Genomic DNA, 19,182 nt, shown 5'->3' with positions numbered 1-19,182 from the left:
AGGGCCGGGGGATCGCTCCCCCGGCCCTTTCACTTTCCGCCCTCGCGGACGAACCGATCAGTGGACGCCGGTCAGGTCACCGTCCAGGTCGGGGTTGACGACCACGCCGCGACCCAGGTGGCTCGTCTTGCGGCTGTAGGCGTAATAGACGACCAAGCCGATCGCGCCCCAGACGAAGAACACCAGCATCGCCTGCCACGGCAGGTTGATGAACAGGAAAATGCACCCCGCGATCGTTAGCGGCCCGACCAGCCACAAGGCAGGCGTGCGGAACGAGCGCTTCGCGTTCGGTTGCTGGCGTCGCAGCAGCATGACGTTGATCGCGACCATCATGAATGCATAGAGCGTACCCGCATTGGCCCAGTCGGCGAGCTGCCCCACCGGCAGGAACGCGGCGGCGATCGCGACCGCGATGCCCGTCAGCGCCGTCACGATGTGCGGCGTCTTCCACTTCGGGTGAACGCGGCTCAGCGCCTCGGGCAGCAATCCGTCGCGGCTCATCACGAAGAAGATGCGCGTCTGGCCGAACAGCAGGATCAGGATGACCGAAGGCAAAGCGATGTTCGCCGCGATGCCGAGCAGGTTGCCGATCTTGCCGAAGCCGATCACGCGCAGCACGTGCGCCAGCGCCTCGTTCGAGCAGACGAGCGCGTCGCGATATTGCGGCAGCGCGCACTGGCGCGCGAGCTCGGGCGAGCCGGCTTCGAGCGGCATGCCGGTCAGCGCGTTCATCACCGGCTGGCCGCCGATCGCACCGATCGCGCCCGCCGACACGACGATATAGAAGACGGTGCAGATCAGCAGCGATCCGATCAGCCCGATCGGCACGTTGCGCTGCGGGTTCTTGGTCTCCTCCGCTGCGGTCGAGACCGCGTCGAAGCCGACATAGGCGAAGAAGATCGTCGCCGCCGCGCCGACCGCCCCGACGCCGGTGCCGAGCCCACCGAACACGCCCGCGGGCAGGAAGGGGCTGTAATTGGCGGTATCGATCTTCGGCAGCGTCAGCGTGCAGAAGATCAGCAGCGCCACGACCTTGATGGCGACCAGGATCGCGTTGACCTTCGCGCTCTCCGACGTGCCGACCATCAGCAGCCACGTCATCAGCAGCGAGATGAACACCGCGGGCAGGTTGACGAGGCCACCCGGCGCGCCGCCGAGTGCGAGCGGTCCCGCGCTTGCCCAGGCGGGCAGATGAATGCCGAGGAATTGCTGCAGGATCGTGCCGTTAAAATAGCCCGACCAGCTGACCGCCACCGCGCTCGCCGCGACCGCGTATTCGAGGATCAGCGCCCAGCCGACCGTCCAGGCAACCGTCTCGCCGATCGTCGTATAGCTGTATGTGTAGGCGCTGCCCGCGACCGGGATCATCGCCGCGATCTCGGCATAGCACAACGCCGCGACGATACAGATCGCGCCCGCGATCGCGAAGGCGAGCATCAGACCGGGTCCGGCCTTCTGCGCGCCCACTGCCGTCAGCACGAAGATGCCGCCACCGATGACGCACCCGATGCCGAACAGCATCAGCTGGAACCAGCCGAGCGAGCGGTGGAGCGATTTCTCCTCCGCGGTCGCCAGAATGGCGTCCAAGGGTTTAATGCGTTCGAAGAACATGAAAGAAATATCCCCTCCCCGCGGGAATGCGAAAGCGGGGAGCCTAGCGACCTCTCCCGCGGTGACAAGTGTGCGCTGTTCTAGCGCCGGCTGTCGTTCTCGACCAGCATCGGTCCGAGCGACCGACCAGCGAGAATGTGGACGTGCAGGTGAGGCACCTCGGCATGGGCATCCTGTCCGATGTTGGCGATCAAGCGGTAGCCGCCTGCGACCAGCCCGGCGTCGCGCGCCGCGCGGCCGATCGCGCGGGTGAAGCCGGCGATCTCCGCGTCCGACGCGCGCTCGCTGAAATCGTCCCAACTGACGTAAGCGCCACGCGGCACCGCGAGCAGATGGGTCGGCGCCCAGGGTGCGATGTCGCGGAAGACAATCGCGTGCTCATCCTCGTACACGCGCGACGACGGGATCTCGCCGCGCAGCAGCCGCGCGAAGATGTTGTTGTCGTCATAAGGCTGGTTGGCGTCGACGCTCATGGCTGGCTCCTTTTGGTCAGGGGCGGAACGACAGCGGCAGCCCGGCGGGCGTGCGCGCGGCCTTTTCGTCGAGCCCGCCGAGCCCCTCGCGCTTGGCGAGTTCCATCCGGACGTCGCCAAGGCTGAGCCCCGCGTCGGCGAGCAGCACGAGCAGGTGGTAGAGGAGGTCGGCGGCCTCGGGTACGATCGCGTGCGGGTTGTCGCCCATCGCGGCGATGATCGTCTCCGTCGCTTCCTCGCCCAGCTTCTGCGCGATGCGCGCGCGGCCTTTCTGGAACAGGGACGCGGTATAGGAAGCGCCCGCGTCGGCGCTCTTTCGCTCAGCGATCGTCGCCTGGAGGCGATCGAGGATGTCGTCGGCCATGCCGCGCGCGGTGCCCCGTGCCGGGCGCGGGGTCAATCCTTCCGCGCCGATCGAGCCCTTCGCGCCATGCCGCGCTTGCGCAGCGCCCGCCGGGTCAGCCACACTGCGACGACCGCGAAGACGAACAAGGCGACGTCGGACAGCTCGGGTGCGGTGCGCGGGTGCGGTTGCCCGTCGTGCCCGTTCGTCGCGAGCAGCAGCGGGGCAGCGAGCAGCAGGTAGGCGAGGGGGCGCTTGGTCATCGCTGCCGCTCTTAGCACGCGTTCGTCACCAGAAGGTTGGTGCTGGGCGGGTTTCAGGGCAGCCCCGTGTCAGTGCGATCGTACTGCGACGCCCGCGGCGGCGAGGGCGGCGTGCGCGTCGGCGATCGTCGCTTCGCCGAAGTGGAAGATCGAGGCGGCGAGCACGGCCGAGGCGTGGCCCTGCGTCACCCCCGCGACCAGATCGTCGAGCGTCCCGACCCCGCCCGACGCGACCACCGGCACGCTCGTGCGGTCGGCGATCGCGCGGACGAGGTCGAGGTCGTAGCCGCCGCGGGTACCATCGCGGTCCATCGAGGTGACGAGCAGCTCGCCCGCGCCGAGCTCGGCGAGCCTGAGCGCATGCGCCACCGCGTCGATCCCGGTCGCGCGGCGGCCGCCATGGGTGAATACCTCCCAGCCGCCCTCGACGCGGCGCGCGTCAATGCTGGCGACGCAGCATTGCGCGCCGAAACGCTCGGCGATGTCAGAGACGACCTCGGGTCGCGACACCGCGGCGGAATTGACCGCGACCTTGTCCGCGCCGGCGAGAAGCAGCGCGCGCGCGTCGTCGGCGGTGCGCACCCCGCCACCCACGGTCAGCGGCATGAAGCACACCGCGGCGGTGCGGCGCACCACATCGAGGATGGTGCCACGCGCCTCGTGGCTGGCGGTGATGTCAAGGAAGCACAGCTCGTCCGCGCCGGCGGCGTCATAGGCGCGCGCCTGCTCGACCGGATCGCCCGCGTCGACCAGATCGACGAAGTTGACGCCCTTCACGACGCGACCGTTCGCCACGTCGAGACAGGGGACGACGCGCGCGCGGACGGTCATGCGGTTCGGCTCAGCATCGTTAAGCTGACCACAAGCGCGCTCGCAGACATCATCGCCAAGATACCCACACTGGTCCAGAACCTGATGGGCTGCTCGTCTCGGCGCGGGTTCGGTCCGAACTGCGCCCAGACGGTTCCGGTACGCACACCATCAAAAGCAAGAAAGCCGGACAGAGGCGTCAGGACAATCAGCCCGATGAAAGCAAAAACCCGATCACTCACGCGGACGCCGCCACGCTTAACGCGGCGGCGAGGTCGAGGCGGCCGTCGTAGAGCGCGCGGCCGGTGATGACGCCTTCGACGCCGTCGCGCGCGTGGAGTGCAAGGACGTGGATGTCGCCGATGCCTTTCACGCCGCCGGACGCGATGACGGGAATGTCGACCGCGCGGGCTAGGTCGACCGTGGCCTCGACGTTGCAGCCCTTGAGCATGCCGTCGCGACCCACATCGGTGAACAGGACCGCGGCGACGCCCGCGTCCTCGAACCGACGCGCGAGGTCGGTGGCCGACACGGTCGAGACGTCGGCCCAGCCCTTCGTCGCCACCATGCCGTCCTTCGCATCGACCGCGACGACGATGCCGCCGGGATAGTCGCGCGCCATGTCGCGCACGAACTCGGGGTTCTCCAGCGCGGCAGTGCCGATCACGACGCGTGAGACGCCCAAGTCGAACCACGCCGCGACCGCCTCGGGCGTGCGGATGCCGCCGCCCAGCTGGACGTGGCCGGGGAAGGTCGCGGCGATGCTGCGCACCGCGTCGCCGTTGACGCTTTCACCGGCGAAGGCGCCATCGAGGTCGACGACGTGGAGGTGGCCAGCGCCCGCGTCCGCGAACTTGGCGGCCTGCGCGGCGGGATCGTCGCCGTAGACGGTGGCGCGCGCCATGTCGCCCTCGGCCAGGCGGACGACCTGCCCGGCCTTGAGGTCAATGGCGGGAAAGACGATCAAGCTCATGGGCGCCACTTCAGGAAACGGTCGAGCAGCGCCAGGCCGTAGCGCTGGCTTTTCTCGGGATGGAATTGCACGCCGACCATGTTGTCGCGCGCGACCGCGGCGGTGACCGGGCCGGCATGGTCGGTGGTGGCGACGACGTCGGCGTCCTCGCCCTGGAAGGCAAAGCTGTGGAGGAAATACGCCTCGCCGGGCTCGACCAGCGGGTGGGGGCGGGTCGGCACGACGTCGTTCCACCCCATGTGCGGCACCTTGGCATCGGTGCCGGCGGCGTCGATCAGTTGCACGCGCCCGCGCACCCAGCCGAGCCCGGTGTGGGTGCCGAGCTCCTCGCCCGCTTCCGCCATCAACTGCATGCCGACGCAGATGCCGAGAAACGGCGTGCCCTCGCGGCGGACGCGCTGCTCCAGCGCCTCGACCATGCCGGGGACGCCGCGCAGCGCATGCGCGCACGACCCGAACGCGCCGACGCCGGGCAGGACGATCCGGTCGGCGCACGCGACCGTATCGGCGTCGGCGGTGACGAGGAGGTCGGTGCAGCCCGCCGCGCGCAGCGCGTTCTCGACCGAATGGAGATTGCCCGCGCCATAGTCGATCAGCGCGAGCGTCATGCGCGACGCCTCACAGCACGCCCTTCGTGGAGGGGATCGCGTCGGCCTTGCGCCCGTCGATCTCGGTCGCGGTGCGCAGCGCGCGTGCCAGGCCCTTGAACGCACTCTCGGCGATATGGTGGTTGTTGTGGCCGTGGAGCAGTTCGACGTGGATCGTGATGCCCGCGGTCTGCGCGAACGAGTGGAAGAAATGCTCGAACAATTCGGTGTCCATCATGCCGAGCGTCGCCTGACCGAACGGCACCTTCCACACCAGCCAGGGACGGCCCGAGATGTCGAGCGCGACGCGGGTCAGCACTTCGTCCATCGGGCTGAGCGCATCGCCGTAGCGGCGGATGCCGCGCTTGTCGCCGAGCGCCTGCGCCACCGCGCTGCCGAGCGCGAGCGCCGTATCCTCGACCGTGTGGTGCGCGTCGATGTGGAGGTCGCCCTGGACCATCACGTCGAGGTCGATCAGCGAGTGGCGCGAGAGCTGTTCGAGCATGTGGTCGAAGAAGCCGACGCCCGTCGCGGCGCGGTACACGCCGGTGCCGTCGAGATTGACGGTCACCTCGATGCTGGTCTCGCTGGTCGAGCGCTTGATGGTCGCGGTCCGCATGGGCGCTTCCTTAGCGAAGCCGCGGTTCCAAGCAACCTTGACCCGCCGAACGACGGCGCTACCGGTGACCCGCGATGAGCGACATGCCCGACAGCCTGATACCGTACGACGAGATCGTGCAGGAAGCCCTGCGCGCGGTGGTGGGCCGCGTGCTCAACACCGTGGCCGAATCGGGCGGGCTGCCCGGCGAGCACCATTTCTACATCACGTTCAAGACGCAGGCGCCGGGCGTCGACATCCCGCAGCGGTTGATCGAGCGGTTCCCCGACGAGATGACGATCGTGCTCCAGAACCGCTTCTGGGACCTGATCGTCGACGAGCAGAAATTCTCGGTCGGCCTGTCGTTCAATCAGGTGCCGTCGAAGCTGGTCATCCCTTATTCGGCGATCACCGGGTTCCACGATCCCGCGGTGAACTTCGAGCTGCGGTTCCAGGCGCAGGAGGGGCCCGGCGACGGTCCGGGCGGGCACGATCCGGCCGAGAACGACGGTACGCCGAGCGCGGAGCAGCAGGACGGCTCCAACGTCGTCGCGGTGGATTTCAAGCGCAAGAAATGAAACGAGTGCCGCGGGTATTCCGCGGCCGCTTGCAACGACTTGGGCGTCCGCGCGCTTGATCGGGCATGACCGACACGCGCACCGAAACCGACTCGATCGGACCGATCGAGGTTCCCGCCGACGCATATTGGGGGGCGCAGACCGAGCGCAGCCTGGAGAATTTTCCGTTCGGCGCGCGTGAGCGGATGCCGATCGAGATCGTCCGCGCGCTCGCTTTCGTCAAACTGGCCGCCGCGCGCGTCAACAAGCGGCATGGGCTCGCAGGCGAGAAGGCCGACGCGATCGAGGCGGCGGCGCGCGAGGTGATCGACGGCCGGTTGGACGACCAGTTTCCGCTCGTCATCTGGCAGACGGGGTCGGGCACGCAGTCGAACATGAACGTCAATGAGGTGATCGCGGGACGTGCGAACGAAGCGCTCAGCGGCACGCGCGGCGGCAAGACGCCCGTCCACCCCAATGACGACGTCAACCGCGGACAATCGTCGAACGACAGTTTTCCCACCGCGCTGCACATCGCCGCGTCGATCAAGGCGGGAGGCGACCTGCTGCCCGCGCTGACCAGCCTGCACGACGCGATCAACGCCAAGGCGGGCGATTGGGCCGACCTGGTCAAGATCGGGCGCACGCATTTGCAGGACGCAACGCCGCTGACGCTGGGGCAGGAGTTCTCGGGCTATGCGGCGCAACTGTCCGCGTGCCGCGCGCGGATCGACGCCGCGCTGATTGACGTCAACAAGCTGGCGCAGGGTGGGACCGCGGTCGGCACGGGACTGAACGCCCCGCCCAAGTTCGACCGCGACATCTCAAGCGAGCTCGCCGCGCTGACGGGCATCCGCTTCGTGCCCGCCGACAACAAGTTCGAGGCACTGGCGAGCAACGACGCGCTGGTGCAATTGTCGGGCGCGCTCAATACGCTGGCGGTGGCGTTGACCAAGATCGCCAACGATATCCGCCTGCTCGCCTCCGGCCCGCGCTCGGGTTTCGCCGAGATCGACCTGCCCGCGAACGAGCCCGGCAGCTCGATCATGCCGGGCAAGGTCAACCCGACGCAGTGCGAGATGCTGACGATGGTCGCCGCGCAGGTGATGGGCAACCATGTTGCGGTGACGATCGGCGGGTTGCAGGGGCATCTGGAGTTGAACGTGTTCAAGCCGTTGATCGGCAGCAACGTATTACGCTCGATGGACCTACTGGCGACGGGCATGCGCGCGTTCGAGGAGCGCTGCGTTTCCGGCATCGTGCCCAACGAGACGCGGATCGCCGAACTGCTCGACCGCTCGCTGATGCTCGTCACCGCGCTCGCACCCGAGATTGGCTACGACAATGCCGCCAAGATTGCCAAGCACGCGCATGCCGAGAGGCTGACCCTGCGCGAGGCCGGGTTGGCGCTGGGTCTGGTCGATGCGGAGACGTTCGACCGCGTGGTGCGGCCCGAGACGATGATCGGACGCTGACGAGCGCGAGCGATCAGATGACGGAGGTCCGGTTCGGAACCGCGAGCCGCGCCGGTCATTAACCTGGAGCAGGAGGATCGTTTCATGGGTGCAACAAGCATTGGGGCACTGATTGGCGGTGCGATTGATGCGATGTCGGGCGACGACGACAGCGTCGCCGACGGCGCGCTGACCGGTGCCGTCACGGCCAACGTGTTGAAAGTGGTTCTGCCGGTCGCGGTCACCTACGCGATCGGGTGGGGCGTGTTGAAGGGCGTCGCGGTGCTGAGCGACCGGATCAAGGAGGCTGTGTGATGTTGAGGACGATTCTGGGTGCGCTGGTCGGTCGCGAGCTGAACGAGCGGCGTCGTGGTGGCGGCGTGAAGGGTGCGATCATCGGTGGGCTGCTGACGCGCGGCGTGTCGCGCATGGGTCCGCTCGGCATGGCGGCGAGCGCCGCCTATCTCGGCAAGAAAGCCTACGACCGTCACAAGGCGTCGCGCGCGGGTGTGCCGCCGCGCGCCTGACGGGTTGATGCCACCTCCCCGCTGTGTTTCAAGGAACGCGCAGCGGGGAGTTGGGGGAATGAAGGAGTGGCTGATCGGCGGGGTGCTTGCCGCCGCATGCGCGGGCGCGGTGATGGCGCAGGGTGTGTCGTTCTCGGGCAATCGGCCGGCGTTGCTGGTGGTCGGATCGGGGCATTTCGACAATCCTTCGCGCGACATCGCCAATGTGCGCGTCGAGAATGTTCTGACCGCCGAGCGGCAGCGCGAGATCGAGGTAGTTGTCGATCGTCTCGCACGCTTTCGCCCCAATCACGTCGCGGTCGAATGGAACGCGGCCGACCAGGCGAAACTGGACAAGCGCTACGCCGATTTCCGCGCCGGGCGCTACGCGCTGACCGCTGACGAGCGCGACCAATTGGGCTTGCGATTGGCGGCGAAGCTCAATTTACTGCGGGTGGACGCGGTCGATTTCATGGGTGAGCCGCCGGGCAAGGACGCGGATTACGATTTTCCCGCCTGGATGAAGGCGCACGGACGCGGTGCCGAATGGGCGGCGTTCCAGCGCGAGGCACAGGCCGAGGCGGACGCGGTCGGCGCGCGGCAGCGCTGCACCACGATCGGCGACTGGTTGCGTCACTATGCCGATCCTGAGACGATGCGACGCAACGAAGCACCCTATTACACGATCGCGCGCTTCGGCGACGCGCGCGACAATCCTGGCGCGAACTGGGTCGGCAATTGGCACGCGCGCAACCTGCGCATCTATGCCAACCTTGCGCGTGTCGCGGGGCGGCCGGGCGACCGCACGGTGGTGATCTTTGGTGCAGGTCATGCGCCGCTGCTGCGGACGTATGCGAGCGAGTCGGGCACGTTCAACGTGGCGGACGCGCGCGACTTCCTGCCCGCCGCGCCAAAGCGGCGGTGCTGAGCGCCGGGTGAGCCGTTCGACGTTCCACCCGACGTCACCCCGGCCTTGATCCGGGGTCCGCTTCTTCGCGGCCGTGCAGAGGGCGGGGGGATCCCGGGTCAGACCCGGGATGACGGAGAGATCGGAGCATAGTCGGGCACTCGAACCCTTCGCGCCGCGCCAGACGTTTGGCTGCGCAAAGGAGTGTGCGTGTGGCTGACGAGGAACGGATGACCGGCGGCGGGCGCCGCGTGCCGAGCGGGCGCGTCGCGCGGTTCGGCGCGTTCGGGCGGCTGGCGGGCGGGGTCGCGGGCGGCGTTGTCGCGGAGGGCGCGCGGCGGCTGGCGAACGGTGAGCGGCCGCGAATGGGGGACCTGCTGCTCACTCCCGCCAACGCGACGCGCGTCGCCGATCAGCTCGCCAACTTACGCGGCGCGGCGATGAAGCTCGGGCAGATGGTGTCGATGGACGCGGGCGACATGCTGCCGCCCGAACTCTCCCAGATACTGGCGCGGTTGCGCGACAACGCGCACCACATGCCGCCCAAGCAGCTCGACGCGGTGCTGGCGCAGGAGTGGGGTCCAGGCTGGCGCCGCCGCTTCGCGCATTTTCAGGCGCACCCCATCGCCGCCGCCTCGATCGGGCAGGTGCACCGCGCGCGGCTGCCGGGCGGACGCGAGCTGGCGATCAAGGTGCAATATCCCGGCGTAAAGGAGAGCATCGACGCCGACGTCGACAATGTCGCGACCTTGCTGCGCGTGTCCGGGCTGCTGCCGCGCGAGCTGGATATCCGCCCGCTGCTGGAGGAGGCCAAGCGTCAGTTGCATGAGGAGGCTGATTACCGCCGCGAGGGTGCGATGCTGACGCGCTACGGCGAGCTGCTGGCGGGGGAGGACGGCTTCGTCGTGCCCGCGCTCGAGGCATCGCTTACCACCGAGCGCGTGCTGGCGATGGATTTTGTCGCGGGCGTGCCCGTAGAGACGCTGGAGGATGGAGCGCAGGAGACGCGCGACGCAGCGATGGCGCGGCTGATCGCGCTGGTGCTGCGCGAGCTGTTCGACTGGGGGTTAATGCAGACCGACCCCAATTTCGCGAACTATCGCTGGCAACCGGACACGGGCCGGCTAGTGCTGCTCGATTTCGGCGCAGCGCGGGTCGTCCCGTCGGAGACGAGCGCGGGCTATCGCCGGCTGCTCGCCGCCGGGCTGTCGGGGAACCGCGACGCGGTGCGCGAGGCGGCGGTCGCGGCGGGGTTCATGGGCGAGGCAGCGGCGACCGCGCACCGCGCGCTGGTCGACCGTATGATCGACGTGATCCTGGGCGAGCTCAACCAGCCCGGCGTATTCGACTTCGGCGACCGCGCGTTCGTCGGCGTGCTGCGCGAGCAGGCGATCGACATGGCACGCGATCGATCGACTTGGCACGTGCCGCCGATCGACACCTTGTTCGTCCAGCGCAAAATCAGCGGCACCGCGCTGCTCGCCGCGCGGTTGAAGGCGCGTGTGGACATTCGCGCGATGGTTGAGGCGCGGATCGGAGAGAGTGAGGCGATCTGACGCATTGCCCGGACTTGATCCGGGGTCACGTTTGAGGTTGACCGTCGGAGAAGGCAGCGGGAACCCGGGTCAAGCTCGGGATGACGGGACGGGCGGCCTGGGTAGCGAGACCCGAGCCGCCCCATCACCTCATGCCTTGCCGATCTGCTCGGCCTGCGCGCCGCTGTCGGGGCGCGCGGCGCCCAGCACCGGTTCGTCGCCGAGCGGCTCGTTGCGGAACACGGTGAACTCGCCCTTGCCGTCCAGGCTTGGCCCACTGGTCCAGCGGCCCTCGGGATAGCTGCCGTCGAGCGAGGTGACGTAGAAATTGTAGTTGTTCTGATTGTCTTCCTTCTCCTGCGGGAAGGAGTTGGGGATCGGCATCGACGCTTCCTTGCCCAGTTCCTCGATCACCGAAAGCCACTGCTCCTGGTGCATCGTGTCGCGCGCGATCATGTAATGGAGCATCTTCTTCATGCCCTCGTCATGCGCGGCGTTGAACAAGCGTACCGCCAGCACGCGGCCGGTGCTTTCTGCGGCGACGTTGCAGTACATGTCGGCGGCGACGTTGCCGCTGGCGTAGATGTGGCTCATGTTGAACGGCACGCCGTCCGAGTCCATCGGCATCGCTGCGAGCCCGCTCGACAGCAGGTTCTTGTGGATCATGCCCTCGATCGCGCCCTTGGCGCTGCCGCCGCCCATCACCGCGCCGACGATCCCGTCCGCTGCACCTTCTTCCTGCAAGGACGTCGGCGCCTTGTCGAGATTGAGCGCGACCGCGGTCGCCAGCATTTCGATATGGCCGATCTCCTCGGTGGCGGTGTGGAGCAGCATGTCACGGTACTTGGTGGTCGGCGCGCGATTGCCCCACGCCTGGAAGAAATATTGCATGCAGACGCGGATCTCGCCCTCCACGCCGCCGATCGCCTGCTGCAGCATTCGCGCGAAAGCGGGATCGGGCTTCTCGACCGTGACGGGGTACTGCAAACGCTTGTCGTGATAGTACATGCTGGGCTCCCGGTTGACCGTGGAAGGCGCGGCGCGACGTCGCGCCGGTCCGTGGTCCTGAACGAGGCCAGGGCGCGCTAGTTTATTGCGCCGCGACAACGAAGACGTTGTTTTTGCATGATTTGGATCAAGTCGCCTTCCCTTGCTACAGGGTGGGAAGGGCTGCCGGGGCATGGAACGCATCGCGCCGCCAGCCCTTGTGCGTGGACGCATTTCGCAAGGAGCCGCGCATGACCTACCGCCCCGAACCGCCCTATGCCGAGCAGCAGCAGGCGATCCCCGGTCACACCGACCAGATGAATCCCCGGCCCGATCACGGCGAGGACAGTTACGTTGGTTATGGACGGCTGAACGATCGCAAGGCAATCGTGACCGGCGGCGATAGCGGGATCGGACGCGCGGTCGCACTCGCCTTCGCGCGCGAGGGGGCGGACGTGGTGATCAGCTACCTGAACGAGGACGATGACGCCGCCGAGACCAAGCGGCTGGTCGAGGATGCGGGGCGCCGCGCCGTGCTGATCGCGGGCGACATCAGCGAACCCGCACATGCGCGTGCGGTGGTCGACAAGGCGGTGGAGGCGTTCGGGCGGGTCGATGTGCTGGTAAACAATGCCGCACACCAGCAGACCTTCGCCGAGCTGGAGGACATCCCCGACGAGGAATGGGCCAAGACCTTCGCGGTCAACATGCATGCCATGTTTTATCTGTGCAAAGCCGCGGTGCCGCACATGCGCGAGGGGTCGTCGATCATCAACACGACCTCGATCAACGCCGACAAGCCCAAGCAGCAATTGCTCGCCTATGCGACCACCAAGGGCGCGATCCACAATTTTACGGCGGGGCTGGCGCAGATGCTCGCCGAGCGCAAGATCCGCGTCAATGCGGTCGCACCCGGCCCGGTGTGGACGCCGCTGATCCCGTCGACCATGCCTGCGGACGAGGTGAAGACGTTCGGGCAGGAAACCCCGATCGGCCGCGCGGCGCAGCCGGCCGAACTGGCGCCGCCCTATGTCATGCTGGCATGCGACGAGGCGAGCTACATCACGGGCGCGACAATCCCGGTCACGGGTGGTACGCCGTTCCTCTGAGCTAACCGAACGGAGCATACCGCGTGGCGGTGACCGACATCGCCACGCGCGTGTACGACCATAGCTGGCGCGTCGACCCCATCGTGCGCAGCCTGCTCGACACCGATTTCTACAAGCTGCTGATGCTGCAGATGATCTGGCGCGAGCACCGCGACGTGCGCGCGACCTTTGCGCTGATCAATCGGACGAAATCGGTGCGGTTGGCCGAGGTGGTCGACGAGCGCGAGTTGCGCGAACAGCTCGACCACGCACGCGGGGTGCGGCTCGCGAAGAAGGAGCTGATCTGGCTCGCGGGCAACACCTTTTACGGCGAGCGGCGGATGTTCGCGCCAGATTTCCTCGCCTGGCTCGCTGACTTCCGCCTGCCCGACTACGATCTGCGCGTCGCGGACGGGCAGTACGAGCTGCACTTCGAGGGCGCGTGGACCGACACGACGATGTGGGAGATCCCCGCGCTCGCGATCGTCAACGAACTGCGCAGCCGTGCCGCCTTGCGCGCACGCGGGCGGTTCGAGCTCGACGTGCTTTACGCGCGCGCGAAGGCGAAATTGTGGGAAAAGGTCGAGCGGCTGCGGCAATTGCCCGACCTCGTCATCTCCGATTTCGGCACGCGGCGGCGGCACGGTTTCCTGTGGCAGCGCTGGTGCGTCGAGGCGTTGAAGGAAGGGCTGGGCGCGCGCTTCATCGGCTCGTCCAACGTGCTGCTGGCGATGGACAACGACCTGGAGGCGATCGGCACCAACGCGCACGAGCTGCCGATGGTGTTCGCCGCACTCGCCGACGACGACGCGAGCGTGGCGGCGGCGCCTTATCGGGTGCTGGAGGAATGGCAGGCGCATTACGGCGGCAATCTGCGCGTCGTGCTGCCCGATGCGTTCGGCACCAAGGCGTTCCTCGACCACGCGCCCGATTGGGTGGCGGACTGGACGGGGTTCCGCCCCGACAGCCTGCCGCCGATCACCGCGGGTGAGCAGGTCATCGACTGGTGGCGCGCGCGCGGGCGCGATCCGCGCGGCAAATTGCTGATCTTCTCCGACGGGATGGACGTCGATTCGATCGAGACGACCTATCGCCATTTCGCGGGACGGGTGCGGATGAGCTTCGGCTGGGGCACAAATCTGACCAACGATTTCCGCGGCTGCGATCCGGAAGGGGGGCATGCGCTGGAGCCGATCTCGCTGGTCGCCAAGGTGATCGCGGCGAACGGGCGACCGGCGGTCAAGCTGTCGGACAATCCGTCCAAGGCGACCGGCGACCCGGCGGAAATCGCGCGATACCTGCGGATATTCGGTGAGGGCGGGCGGACGCAGGCGGCGGTGTCGGTGTAACGGTAACGTGACGCTACTTCTCAGGGTTCGGGGCAAGACAGCGCGACCTGCTCCCCTCCCTTTCAGGGAGGGGAGTTGGGCAAGTTCAGCGCAGCAAACCACGCCGCATAAGGCGTGTTGCGCGCCATGCGCCGGTTGAGGTCGGGTGCGCCGTCGTTCCACCACACCGGACCGCGTTCGCCTAACGCAACCTTCGCCGCGTGGACGCGCGCGCGGGCGGCGGCGACAGCATCGCGGTCGCCGGCGCGACCCGCGCTGCCGATGATGCGGCGCGCATCCATCAGCGCGGCTACCAGCTCGGCACGGCGCTCGTCCGACAGCGCAGGGTTGCTCCGCCGCCACAACCGGCCGCGGACCACGAGGTAGCGGCCGTCGGGCGTGACCGGCGCGGCGGCACGGTCAGTCGTGGCGCTGACGCCAGAAGAATGCCGCTGCTGCGGCAGCACCGATGGCTGCGACACCGCCCGCGACGACCGCGGCCTTGCGACGGCGTTCGGGATGGCGCCTGCCGCCCTCGACACCGCTCGCACCCGCAGGAGGTTCGTGGAGCGCACCCGACTTGTCCTCGCCCGGCTCGGCGCGGTCCGACCACACGTCCATGAAGCCGTTCATCATCGCGGCGCCGAGATTGGGTGCGGCGAACTGCCCGAGCTTCAACACGCATGCGGGTGCGCCCACCACGGTCGTGTTGCGCGGCCGCTTGGCGAGCTTCACCACCGCCTTGGCCACTGTCTCGGGCGCGAGCGCGCCCGGCGGCAGCGACAGTTTCGCGCCGGTGTAATTGCCCGCGTGGTCTATGCCGGGCGTGTCGACGAGGGTCGGGTAAACGTCACAGACGTGGATTTGCGGACGCTTCGACACTTCCGCGCGCAATGCCTCGCTGAACCCGCGCAAGCCGAATTTGCTGGCGGCATAAGCGGCGGCATAGGGCGTCGCGAAGAAGCCGCCCACCGAAATCATGTTGACCCAGGTGCCGCGGTCCTGCGCGAGAAAGATCGGCAACACCGCATGCGCGTCGTTCATGTGGCCGATGAGGTTCGCGTCGATGACGCGGGCGTGATCCGCCATCGGCACGTCGTGGTACTTGCCGACCACGCCGACGCCGACGTTGCTGAACCACAGGTCTATTTCGCCCAGGATCGCGCGCGCGTCGGCGGCGAAGGCGGCGACCGCGGCGGCGTCGGTCACGTCGAGCGTTCGCACCTCCGCGGTGCCGCCGGGGGCGCGCACCCGACCAGCGATGTCCTCCAGCCCGGCCTCACCGCGCGCGGCGAGCACGAGGTGCGCGCCCTTCTTCGCGAAGGCGAGCGCGGTTGCCGCGCCGATGCCGCTCGACGCGCCGGTGATGACGACGCGTAATCCAGGCTTGGAGGAGCGGCTCGTCATCGGCCGATCGCGTCCTTGACCGCGTCGGTCGCCTTGGCGAGCAGGCCCTTTTCGGCTTCCTCGGCCTCTTCCTTGGTCTTGAACGCCGCACCCTCGGGCTCGGCGGGGGGTGCGTAGACCGAGAACAGCTTCAGCGCCGACGAGCCCTTGTTGACGATGTTGTGCTGCGATCCCTTGGGAACGACGACCATGTGGTTGGGGCCGGCCTTGGTGTTGTGGCCGTCGATCGTGACCTGCGCGTCGCCGGTGACGATAAAGGTGGTCTGGTCGGCGGGATGCGTTTCCATGCCGATCTCCTCGCCCGCCGGGATGCTCATCAGCACCACCTGCACCTTGTTGTCGCGGTACACTTCCTTCTGCCACAGCTCGTTCTTGTTCGCGAGCTCGACCATGTCCTTGTTGAAGATCGCCATCATTCTTCCTTTCGAATGGTTGCGGGGAGAACGACGCAGGTCCGCGAGCGTTCATTTGCCCGGCAACAATCATTTGATCGGACGCGCGTGAAGTTTCTGGTGGTGGAAAGCGAGACGGCGGACGATCGTGCCAAACGGCGCGAGCGGGCCGGCAAGAGTTCGGGCGAGAGCTTCCAGGCGACGCTGGAGCAGATGGCGCCGGGTGCGGCGGTGACGCGGGTCGAGCCTGCCGACCCCGATGGCGATCGGATGGGGGCCGACGCGATCGCCGCGTTCGATGCGGTGTTCCTGACCGGATCGCCGCTGCACGTCTACGATGACGTGCCCGAGGTCGACCGGCAGATCGCCTTCATGCGCGCGGTGTTCAACAGCGGCGTGCCGTCGTTCGGCTCATGCGCCGGATTGCAGGTCGCGGTCGCGGCGGCGGGCGGGCGCGTGCGGCCGATGCCCGAGCGGCTGGAGGCGGCGATCGCGCGGCGGATCACTGCCACCGAAGCGGGGCGCGATCATCCGCTGCTCGCGGGAAGGGCGCCGGCCTGGGACGCGGCGGCGGTGCACACCGACGAGGTGGCGGAATTGCCCGATGGCGCGACGCTGCTCGCGTCCAACGGCGTGACGCGGGTGCAAGCGGTCGAAATCCGGCACGCGCGCGGCGTGTTCTGGGGCGTGCAATATCATCCCGAATTGAGCCCGGGCGAAATTGCCAGCGCGATCCGCGCGCAGGGTACCTCCTTGGTCAAGGCGGGGTTGGCGAGCGACGAGGCGGCGGTCGAACAGCGCGCCAGGTTGCTCGACCGCATCCAGCACGACCCCGACGATCACGCCGCGCGCTGGGAGCTGGGCGTCGACGACGAGTTCGCGTACGAGGATCGGCGGCGGCTGGAGATCGCCAATTTCCTCGCCGCCATCCCGTCGCTTCGCGCGGGCGTCTAGCGTGCGAGCAGATCGGCGAGCCGCACCGGTGCGAAATCGCGCGCGTAGACGCCGACATCGAACTGGCGCGGCACGGGTTTCAACCGGCCATGGCTGTGCCCGTGCAGATTGATCGCGCCGCGTGACTGGCCGTTCCAGGAGCGGAAAGGATAATGGCACAAAATGAGCCTGCGACCGTCCTCCTCCAACTCGGCGTAATCGGCGACGCTCGCCCAACCGGCGGCGGCGAGCGTCGCGTCGGGGTCGTTGTTGCCGCGGATCAGATGCTTGGTGCCGTTGAGTTGTGCCAGCAGCACGGCGACGTCGTTCGGGCGACGCGCGACGTCGCCGAGATGCCAGATCTCGTCATCCACCGCGATCACCGCGTTCCAGCGCGCGATCAGCAACGCATCCATATCGCCGACCGAGGCAAACGGGCGGCGTTGAATGTTGATCGTGCGATGATCGCCGAAATGGGTGTCGGCAGTGAAGAAGCGGGCCATCTACGACACCTTCAACATAGATCAGTATTCTTCCGGATCGTTTGTAAGATTCTGTTGCTGTCCGCGATAGGGCCGAAGCCGTATCAATGCCGCGGGACTCGGCAGAGGGGATTATGCGGCGGTTCGATTATTTCACCGGTGCGCGCGATCGTTGGCGCGCGGCCGCGGCATTGCGCGCCAAGCAGGTCAAGGTGGACCACGGCACCGACGCGATGACCTACGTCAAGGGGCGCATCGCACGCGCGCATTGGGCGAGTTTCCAGCGCCGCCGCTGGAATCTGATCCGCAAGTTGCTGGAGCGCGGCATGGCCTGACGCGGACTGTCGCGTCAGGCTGAGCGGATGGCCCCGCGTCACTTCGTTCAGGCAACCTCGAGCAGGTCGGCCAGATAGGGGTGTGACAATACGCGCTGGGCGTTGACTGCGCCGATCGCACTGTCGTTGACTAGCCGCGCACCCGCCACGGTACGGTAAAGCGCGACGCAGCGCTCGATCCGCCCGAACCGCGCACCCGCGGCGGCGGCGCGGGTGTAGAAGTCCCAGTCGTTGCAATTGTGGAAACTGGGGTCGAAGCCGTGCACGTCGGTCACGGTCGCGCGCCGGACGATCGCCCAGCTCGGCCCGATCACCCCGCCCGTCGTCAGCGCGTGGCGGATGTCGTCACCGAACCAGCCGCATTCGGGCGCCTGCGGTTCGCCGCCGTCCTCCACGCGCGCGAAGAAACCGACGACGATGTCATGACCTTCCGAACGCTCGAGCAACGCGCGCGCGGCGCCTGGCAACCACACGTCGTCGCTGTCGAGAAACGCGACCCAGGGCGCACTGCACAGCGATACGCCGACATTGCGCGCGTTCGACGCGCCGCCGTTACGCGGCAACACCGCCACCTCGACGTTCGCGTGCGCGTCGGCGAGCCGGCGGATCACCCGTGCGCTGTCATCGCGCGAGCCATCGTCGACCAGCACCACCCGTGTCGGCGCATGTTCCTGCGACATGACGCTGTCCAGCGCATCGGCAACTACGTGCGCGCGATTGTAGCATGGGATGACAACGTCATAGGCGGGCAAGGGCAGGTCGATGCAGTGATCGCGGGTCGGCAGGTACATGGCATCCTTTGATGGTTCGAGGGGGTTCTCGCGATGGGAACATTCCCCCAGCAGCTTTTTTCGAAGTCGGCGGAACCTTTTGCGAGATTGATGTAGATATAGCGCGCTGGCGTAGGATCGGAAAGCGTCCGGCGGGGTGGAAAGCGCAAGAACGATGCGGTCCGCCGCAGCTCCGCGCGTGCGTGCGGTTACGCAGTGGTCAGGCGAAAGCGCAGCGGCTTTCCCCCGCCCGATCAGATGGTTGCGGGGTTCCGCGTCAGCGCGGCATCACGCGCAGGATCGCCGCGGCTCGCGCGAGCGTGGCGTTGATCGCGGCGGTGATCGATGGGCTGGTGCAGACGATCGTCGGTGACGGATGGGGCATCGATAGGATCGGCAGGCCGGGTCGCGCGGCAGCGATCACCGGTTCGGCTTCGCGCGCGACGCGCCCCGCGAGCACGATGACGCGCAGGTACGGCAACGCCATGACGAAGCCGGGCAGAACGGCGAGCCCGTCGCGCACCTCGCCGCGGCGGAGCGGGCGATTGCGCGCGCCGGGTTCGTGCACGATCCATGGCACGGTATTCCACAGGATCGTATCGGCGCGCGGGATCGCCGCGTCGGCGAGAAACCGATGGAGGTTGCGAGCGGTGCCGGTCGCATTGTCGCGCGAGACGAACCGCTCCTCACCGTCGTTCGGGCCGAAGCTGGGCCCGGGTGTCTCGAGCAGGATCAGCAATCGTGCGGCGGCACCCCCGTCGCGCGGATCGAACAACGGCATACGGCGATGAGCTGCCCCCTTCTGAGTGGTCCATCGACTATGACAGTCTGGATCGAGGAAGG

At 67.7% G+C, this 19,182-nt stretch carries 26 protein-coding genes; 10 read left to right on the top strand and 16 right to left on the bottom strand.

Annotation, left to right across the window (positions count from 1 at the left end):
• Positions 1 to 57: 57 nt before the first annotated feature.
• From Q0579_RS00860 to hisB, 9 genes are all read right to left on the bottom strand, one after another.
• Positions 58 to 1,611 carry an amino acid permease gene (locus Q0579_RS00860; RefSeq protein ID WP_298808097.1) on the bottom strand — a complete coding sequence of 518 codons (1,554 nt, stop codon included), beginning with the start codon at positions 1,609 to 1,611 and terminating at the stop codon, positions 58 to 60.
• Positions 1,612 to 1,691: 80 nt separating this feature from the next.
• Positions 1,692 to 2,084 carry an HIT domain-containing protein gene (locus Q0579_RS00855; protein WP_298808095.1) on the bottom strand — a complete coding sequence of 131 codons (393 nt, stop codon included), beginning with the start codon at positions 2,082 to 2,084 and terminating at the stop codon, positions 1,692 to 1,694.
• A 16-nt stretch (positions 2,085 to 2,100) separates the two neighbouring features.
• Positions 2,101 to 2,448, bottom strand: a complete 348-nt coding sequence (locus Q0579_RS00850) for a phosphoribosyl-ATP diphosphatase (RefSeq protein ID WP_174193117.1) — start codon at positions 2,446 to 2,448, stop codon at positions 2,101 to 2,103.
• Between the two features lie 32 nt (positions 2,449 to 2,480).
• Positions 2,481 to 2,690 carry a hypothetical protein gene (locus Q0579_RS00845; RefSeq protein WP_298808091.1) on the bottom strand — a complete coding sequence of 70 codons (210 nt, stop codon included), beginning with the start codon at positions 2,688 to 2,690 and terminating at the stop codon, positions 2,481 to 2,483.
• A 69-nt stretch (positions 2,691 to 2,759) separates the two neighbouring features.
• Positions 2,760 to 3,521 (bottom strand): imidazole glycerol phosphate synthase subunit HisF, encoded by a 762-nt coding sequence (hisF, locus tag Q0579_RS00840; RefSeq protein WP_298808089.1) that lies wholly within the window; start codon positions 3,519 to 3,521, stop codon positions 2,760 to 2,762.
• The gene (locus Q0579_RS00835) at positions 3,518 to 3,742 is read right to left on the bottom strand and encodes a hypothetical protein (RefSeq protein ID WP_298808087.1); all 225 of its coding nucleotides are present in this window, start codon (positions 3,740 to 3,742) and stop codon (positions 3,518 to 3,520) included. The genes hisF and Q0579_RS00835 overlap by 4 nt, the downstream gene beginning before the upstream one ends.
• Complete coding sequence (gene hisA / locus Q0579_RS00830) at positions 3,739 to 4,473, bottom strand: 1-(5-phosphoribosyl)-5-[(5-phosphoribosylamino)methylideneamino]imidazole-4-carboxamide isomerase (RefSeq protein ID WP_298808085.1); 735 nt, start codon at positions 4,471 to 4,473, stop codon at positions 3,739 to 3,741. Before hisA ends, Q0579_RS00835 begins: the two co-directional genes overlap by 4 nt.
• Complete coding sequence (hisH, locus tag Q0579_RS00825) at positions 4,470 to 5,081, bottom strand: imidazole glycerol phosphate synthase subunit HisH (protein WP_298808083.1); 612 nt, start codon at positions 5,079 to 5,081, stop codon at positions 4,470 to 4,472. Before hisH ends, hisA begins: the two co-directional genes overlap by 4 nt.
• A gap of 10 nt (positions 5,082 to 5,091) precedes the next feature.
• Positions 5,092 to 5,679, bottom strand: coding sequence for an imidazoleglycerol-phosphate dehydratase HisB (hisB, locus tag Q0579_RS00820; RefSeq protein WP_298808081.1), 588 nt, complete (start codon positions 5,677 to 5,679; stop codon positions 5,092 to 5,094).
• Between the two features lie 74 nt (positions 5,680 to 5,753).
• Between hisB and Q0579_RS00815 the strand changes: the two genes are divergently transcribed.
• From Q0579_RS00815 to Q0579_RS00790, 6 genes are all read left to right on the top strand, one after another.
• The gene (locus Q0579_RS00815; protein WP_298808079.1) at positions 5,754 to 6,236 is read left to right on the top strand and encodes a ClpXP protease specificity-enhancing factor SspB; all 483 of its coding nucleotides are present in this window, start codon (positions 5,754 to 5,756) and stop codon (positions 6,234 to 6,236) included.
• Between the two features lie 65 nt (positions 6,237 to 6,301).
• Positions 6,302 to 7,690 (top strand): class II fumarate hydratase, encoded by a 1,389-nt coding sequence (fumC, locus tag Q0579_RS00810; RefSeq protein WP_298808076.1) that lies wholly within the window; start codon positions 6,302 to 6,304, stop codon positions 7,688 to 7,690.
• A gap of 84 nt (positions 7,691 to 7,774) precedes the next feature.
• Positions 7,775 to 7,984, top strand: coding sequence for a hypothetical protein (locus Q0579_RS00805; RefSeq protein WP_298808074.1), 210 nt, complete (start codon positions 7,775 to 7,777; stop codon positions 7,982 to 7,984).
• On the top strand, positions 7,984 to 8,196 hold the full coding sequence (locus tag Q0579_RS00800) for a hypothetical protein (RefSeq protein ID WP_298808073.1): 213 nt from the start codon (positions 7,984 to 7,986) through the stop codon (positions 8,194 to 8,196). Before Q0579_RS00805 ends, Q0579_RS00800 begins: the two co-directional genes overlap by 1 nt.
• A gap of 58 nt (positions 8,197 to 8,254) precedes the next feature.
• A complete protein-coding gene (locus tag Q0579_RS00795) occupies positions 8,255 to 9,103 on the top strand; it encodes a DUF5694 domain-containing protein (RefSeq protein ID WP_298808072.1) in 849 nt (282 codons plus the stop codon).
• Between the two features lie 209 nt (positions 9,104 to 9,312).
• Positions 9,313 to 10,638 (top strand): AarF/ABC1/UbiB kinase family protein, encoded by a 1,326-nt coding sequence (locus Q0579_RS00790; RefSeq protein ID WP_298808280.1) that lies wholly within the window; start codon positions 9,313 to 9,315, stop codon positions 10,636 to 10,638.
• 129 nt (positions 10,639 to 10,767) lie between these two features.
• On the opposite strand, the gene Q0579_RS00785 is transcribed toward Q0579_RS00790, so the two are convergent.
• A complete protein-coding gene (locus tag Q0579_RS00785; protein WP_298808070.1) occupies positions 10,768 to 11,625 on the bottom strand; it encodes a manganese catalase family protein in 858 nt (285 codons plus the stop codon).
• Positions 11,626 to 11,855: 230 nt separating this feature from the next.
• Between Q0579_RS00785 and Q0579_RS00780 the strand changes: the two genes are divergently transcribed.
• Both Q0579_RS00780 and pncB read left to right on the top strand, forming a co-directional pair.
• Complete coding sequence (locus Q0579_RS00780) at positions 11,856 to 12,713, top strand: glucose 1-dehydrogenase (RefSeq protein WP_298808068.1); 858 nt, start codon at positions 11,856 to 11,858, stop codon at positions 12,711 to 12,713.
• A gap of 23 nt (positions 12,714 to 12,736) precedes the next feature.
• Positions 12,737 to 14,041 (top strand): nicotinate phosphoribosyltransferase, encoded by a 1,305-nt coding sequence (pncB, locus tag Q0579_RS00775; protein WP_298808065.1) that lies wholly within the window; start codon positions 12,737 to 12,739, stop codon positions 14,039 to 14,041.
• 62 nt (positions 14,042 to 14,103) lie between these two features.
• On the opposite strand, the gene Q0579_RS00770 is transcribed toward pncB, so the two are convergent.
• From Q0579_RS00770 to Q0579_RS00760, 3 genes are read right to left on the bottom strand one after another with little or no spacing between them, the layout of a single operon-like run.
• The gene (locus Q0579_RS00770; RefSeq protein ID WP_366522242.1) at positions 14,104 to 14,487 is read right to left on the bottom strand and encodes a hypothetical protein; all 384 of its coding nucleotides are present in this window, start codon (positions 14,485 to 14,487) and stop codon (positions 14,104 to 14,106) included.
• Positions 14,441 to 15,427 carry an SDR family oxidoreductase gene (locus Q0579_RS00765; RefSeq protein ID WP_298808063.1) on the bottom strand — a complete coding sequence of 329 codons (987 nt, stop codon included), beginning with the start codon at positions 15,425 to 15,427 and terminating at the stop codon, positions 14,441 to 14,443. Before Q0579_RS00765 ends, Q0579_RS00770 begins: the two co-directional genes overlap by 47 nt.
• Complete coding sequence (locus Q0579_RS00760) at positions 15,424 to 15,840, bottom strand: cupin domain-containing protein (RefSeq protein WP_298808061.1); 417 nt, start codon at positions 15,838 to 15,840, stop codon at positions 15,424 to 15,426. Before Q0579_RS00760 ends, Q0579_RS00765 begins: the two co-directional genes overlap by 4 nt.
• 87 nt (positions 15,841 to 15,927) lie before the next feature.
• On the opposite strand from Q0579_RS00760, the gene Q0579_RS00755 reads away from it, so the two are divergent.
• Positions 15,928 to 16,773 (top strand): type 1 glutamine amidotransferase, encoded by an 846-nt coding sequence (locus Q0579_RS00755; RefSeq protein WP_298808059.1) that lies wholly within the window; start codon positions 15,928 to 15,930, stop codon positions 16,771 to 16,773.
• On the opposite strand, the gene Q0579_RS00750 is transcribed toward Q0579_RS00755, so the two are convergent.
• Positions 16,770 to 17,255, bottom strand: a complete 486-nt coding sequence (locus Q0579_RS00750; RefSeq protein WP_298808058.1) for a metallophosphoesterase family protein — start codon at positions 17,253 to 17,255, stop codon at positions 16,770 to 16,772. The two genes, Q0579_RS00755 and Q0579_RS00750, sit on opposite strands and share 4 nt — an antisense overlap.
• A gap of 86 nt (positions 17,256 to 17,341) precedes the next feature.
• Here Q0579_RS00750 and Q0579_RS00745 point away from each other — a divergent pair, with 86 nt between their 5' ends.
• Entirely contained in the window at positions 17,342 to 17,569 is a 228-nt protein-coding gene (locus Q0579_RS00745) for a hypothetical protein (RefSeq protein WP_298808057.1), read from the top strand.
• 47 nt (positions 17,570 to 17,616) lie between these two features.
• On the opposite strand, the gene Q0579_RS00740 is transcribed toward Q0579_RS00745, so the two are convergent.
• A complete protein-coding gene (locus Q0579_RS00740; protein WP_298808055.1) occupies positions 17,617 to 18,360 on the bottom strand; it encodes a glycosyltransferase family 2 protein in 744 nt (247 codons plus the stop codon).
• Positions 18,361 to 18,616: 256 nt separating this feature from the next.
• Positions 18,617 to 19,182, bottom strand: a 566-nt coding sequence (locus Q0579_RS00735) for a uracil-DNA glycosylase (RefSeq protein ID WP_298808054.1), incomplete at its 5' end; no start/stop codon positions are given.

The sequence above is a fragment of the uncultured Sphingomonas sp. genome, from assembly GCF_936927845.1.
Lineage (GTDB): Bacteria > Pseudomonadota > Alphaproteobacteria > Sphingomonadales > Sphingomonadaceae > Sphingomonas.
This window is presented reverse-complemented; position numbering and strand designations above follow the sequence as displayed.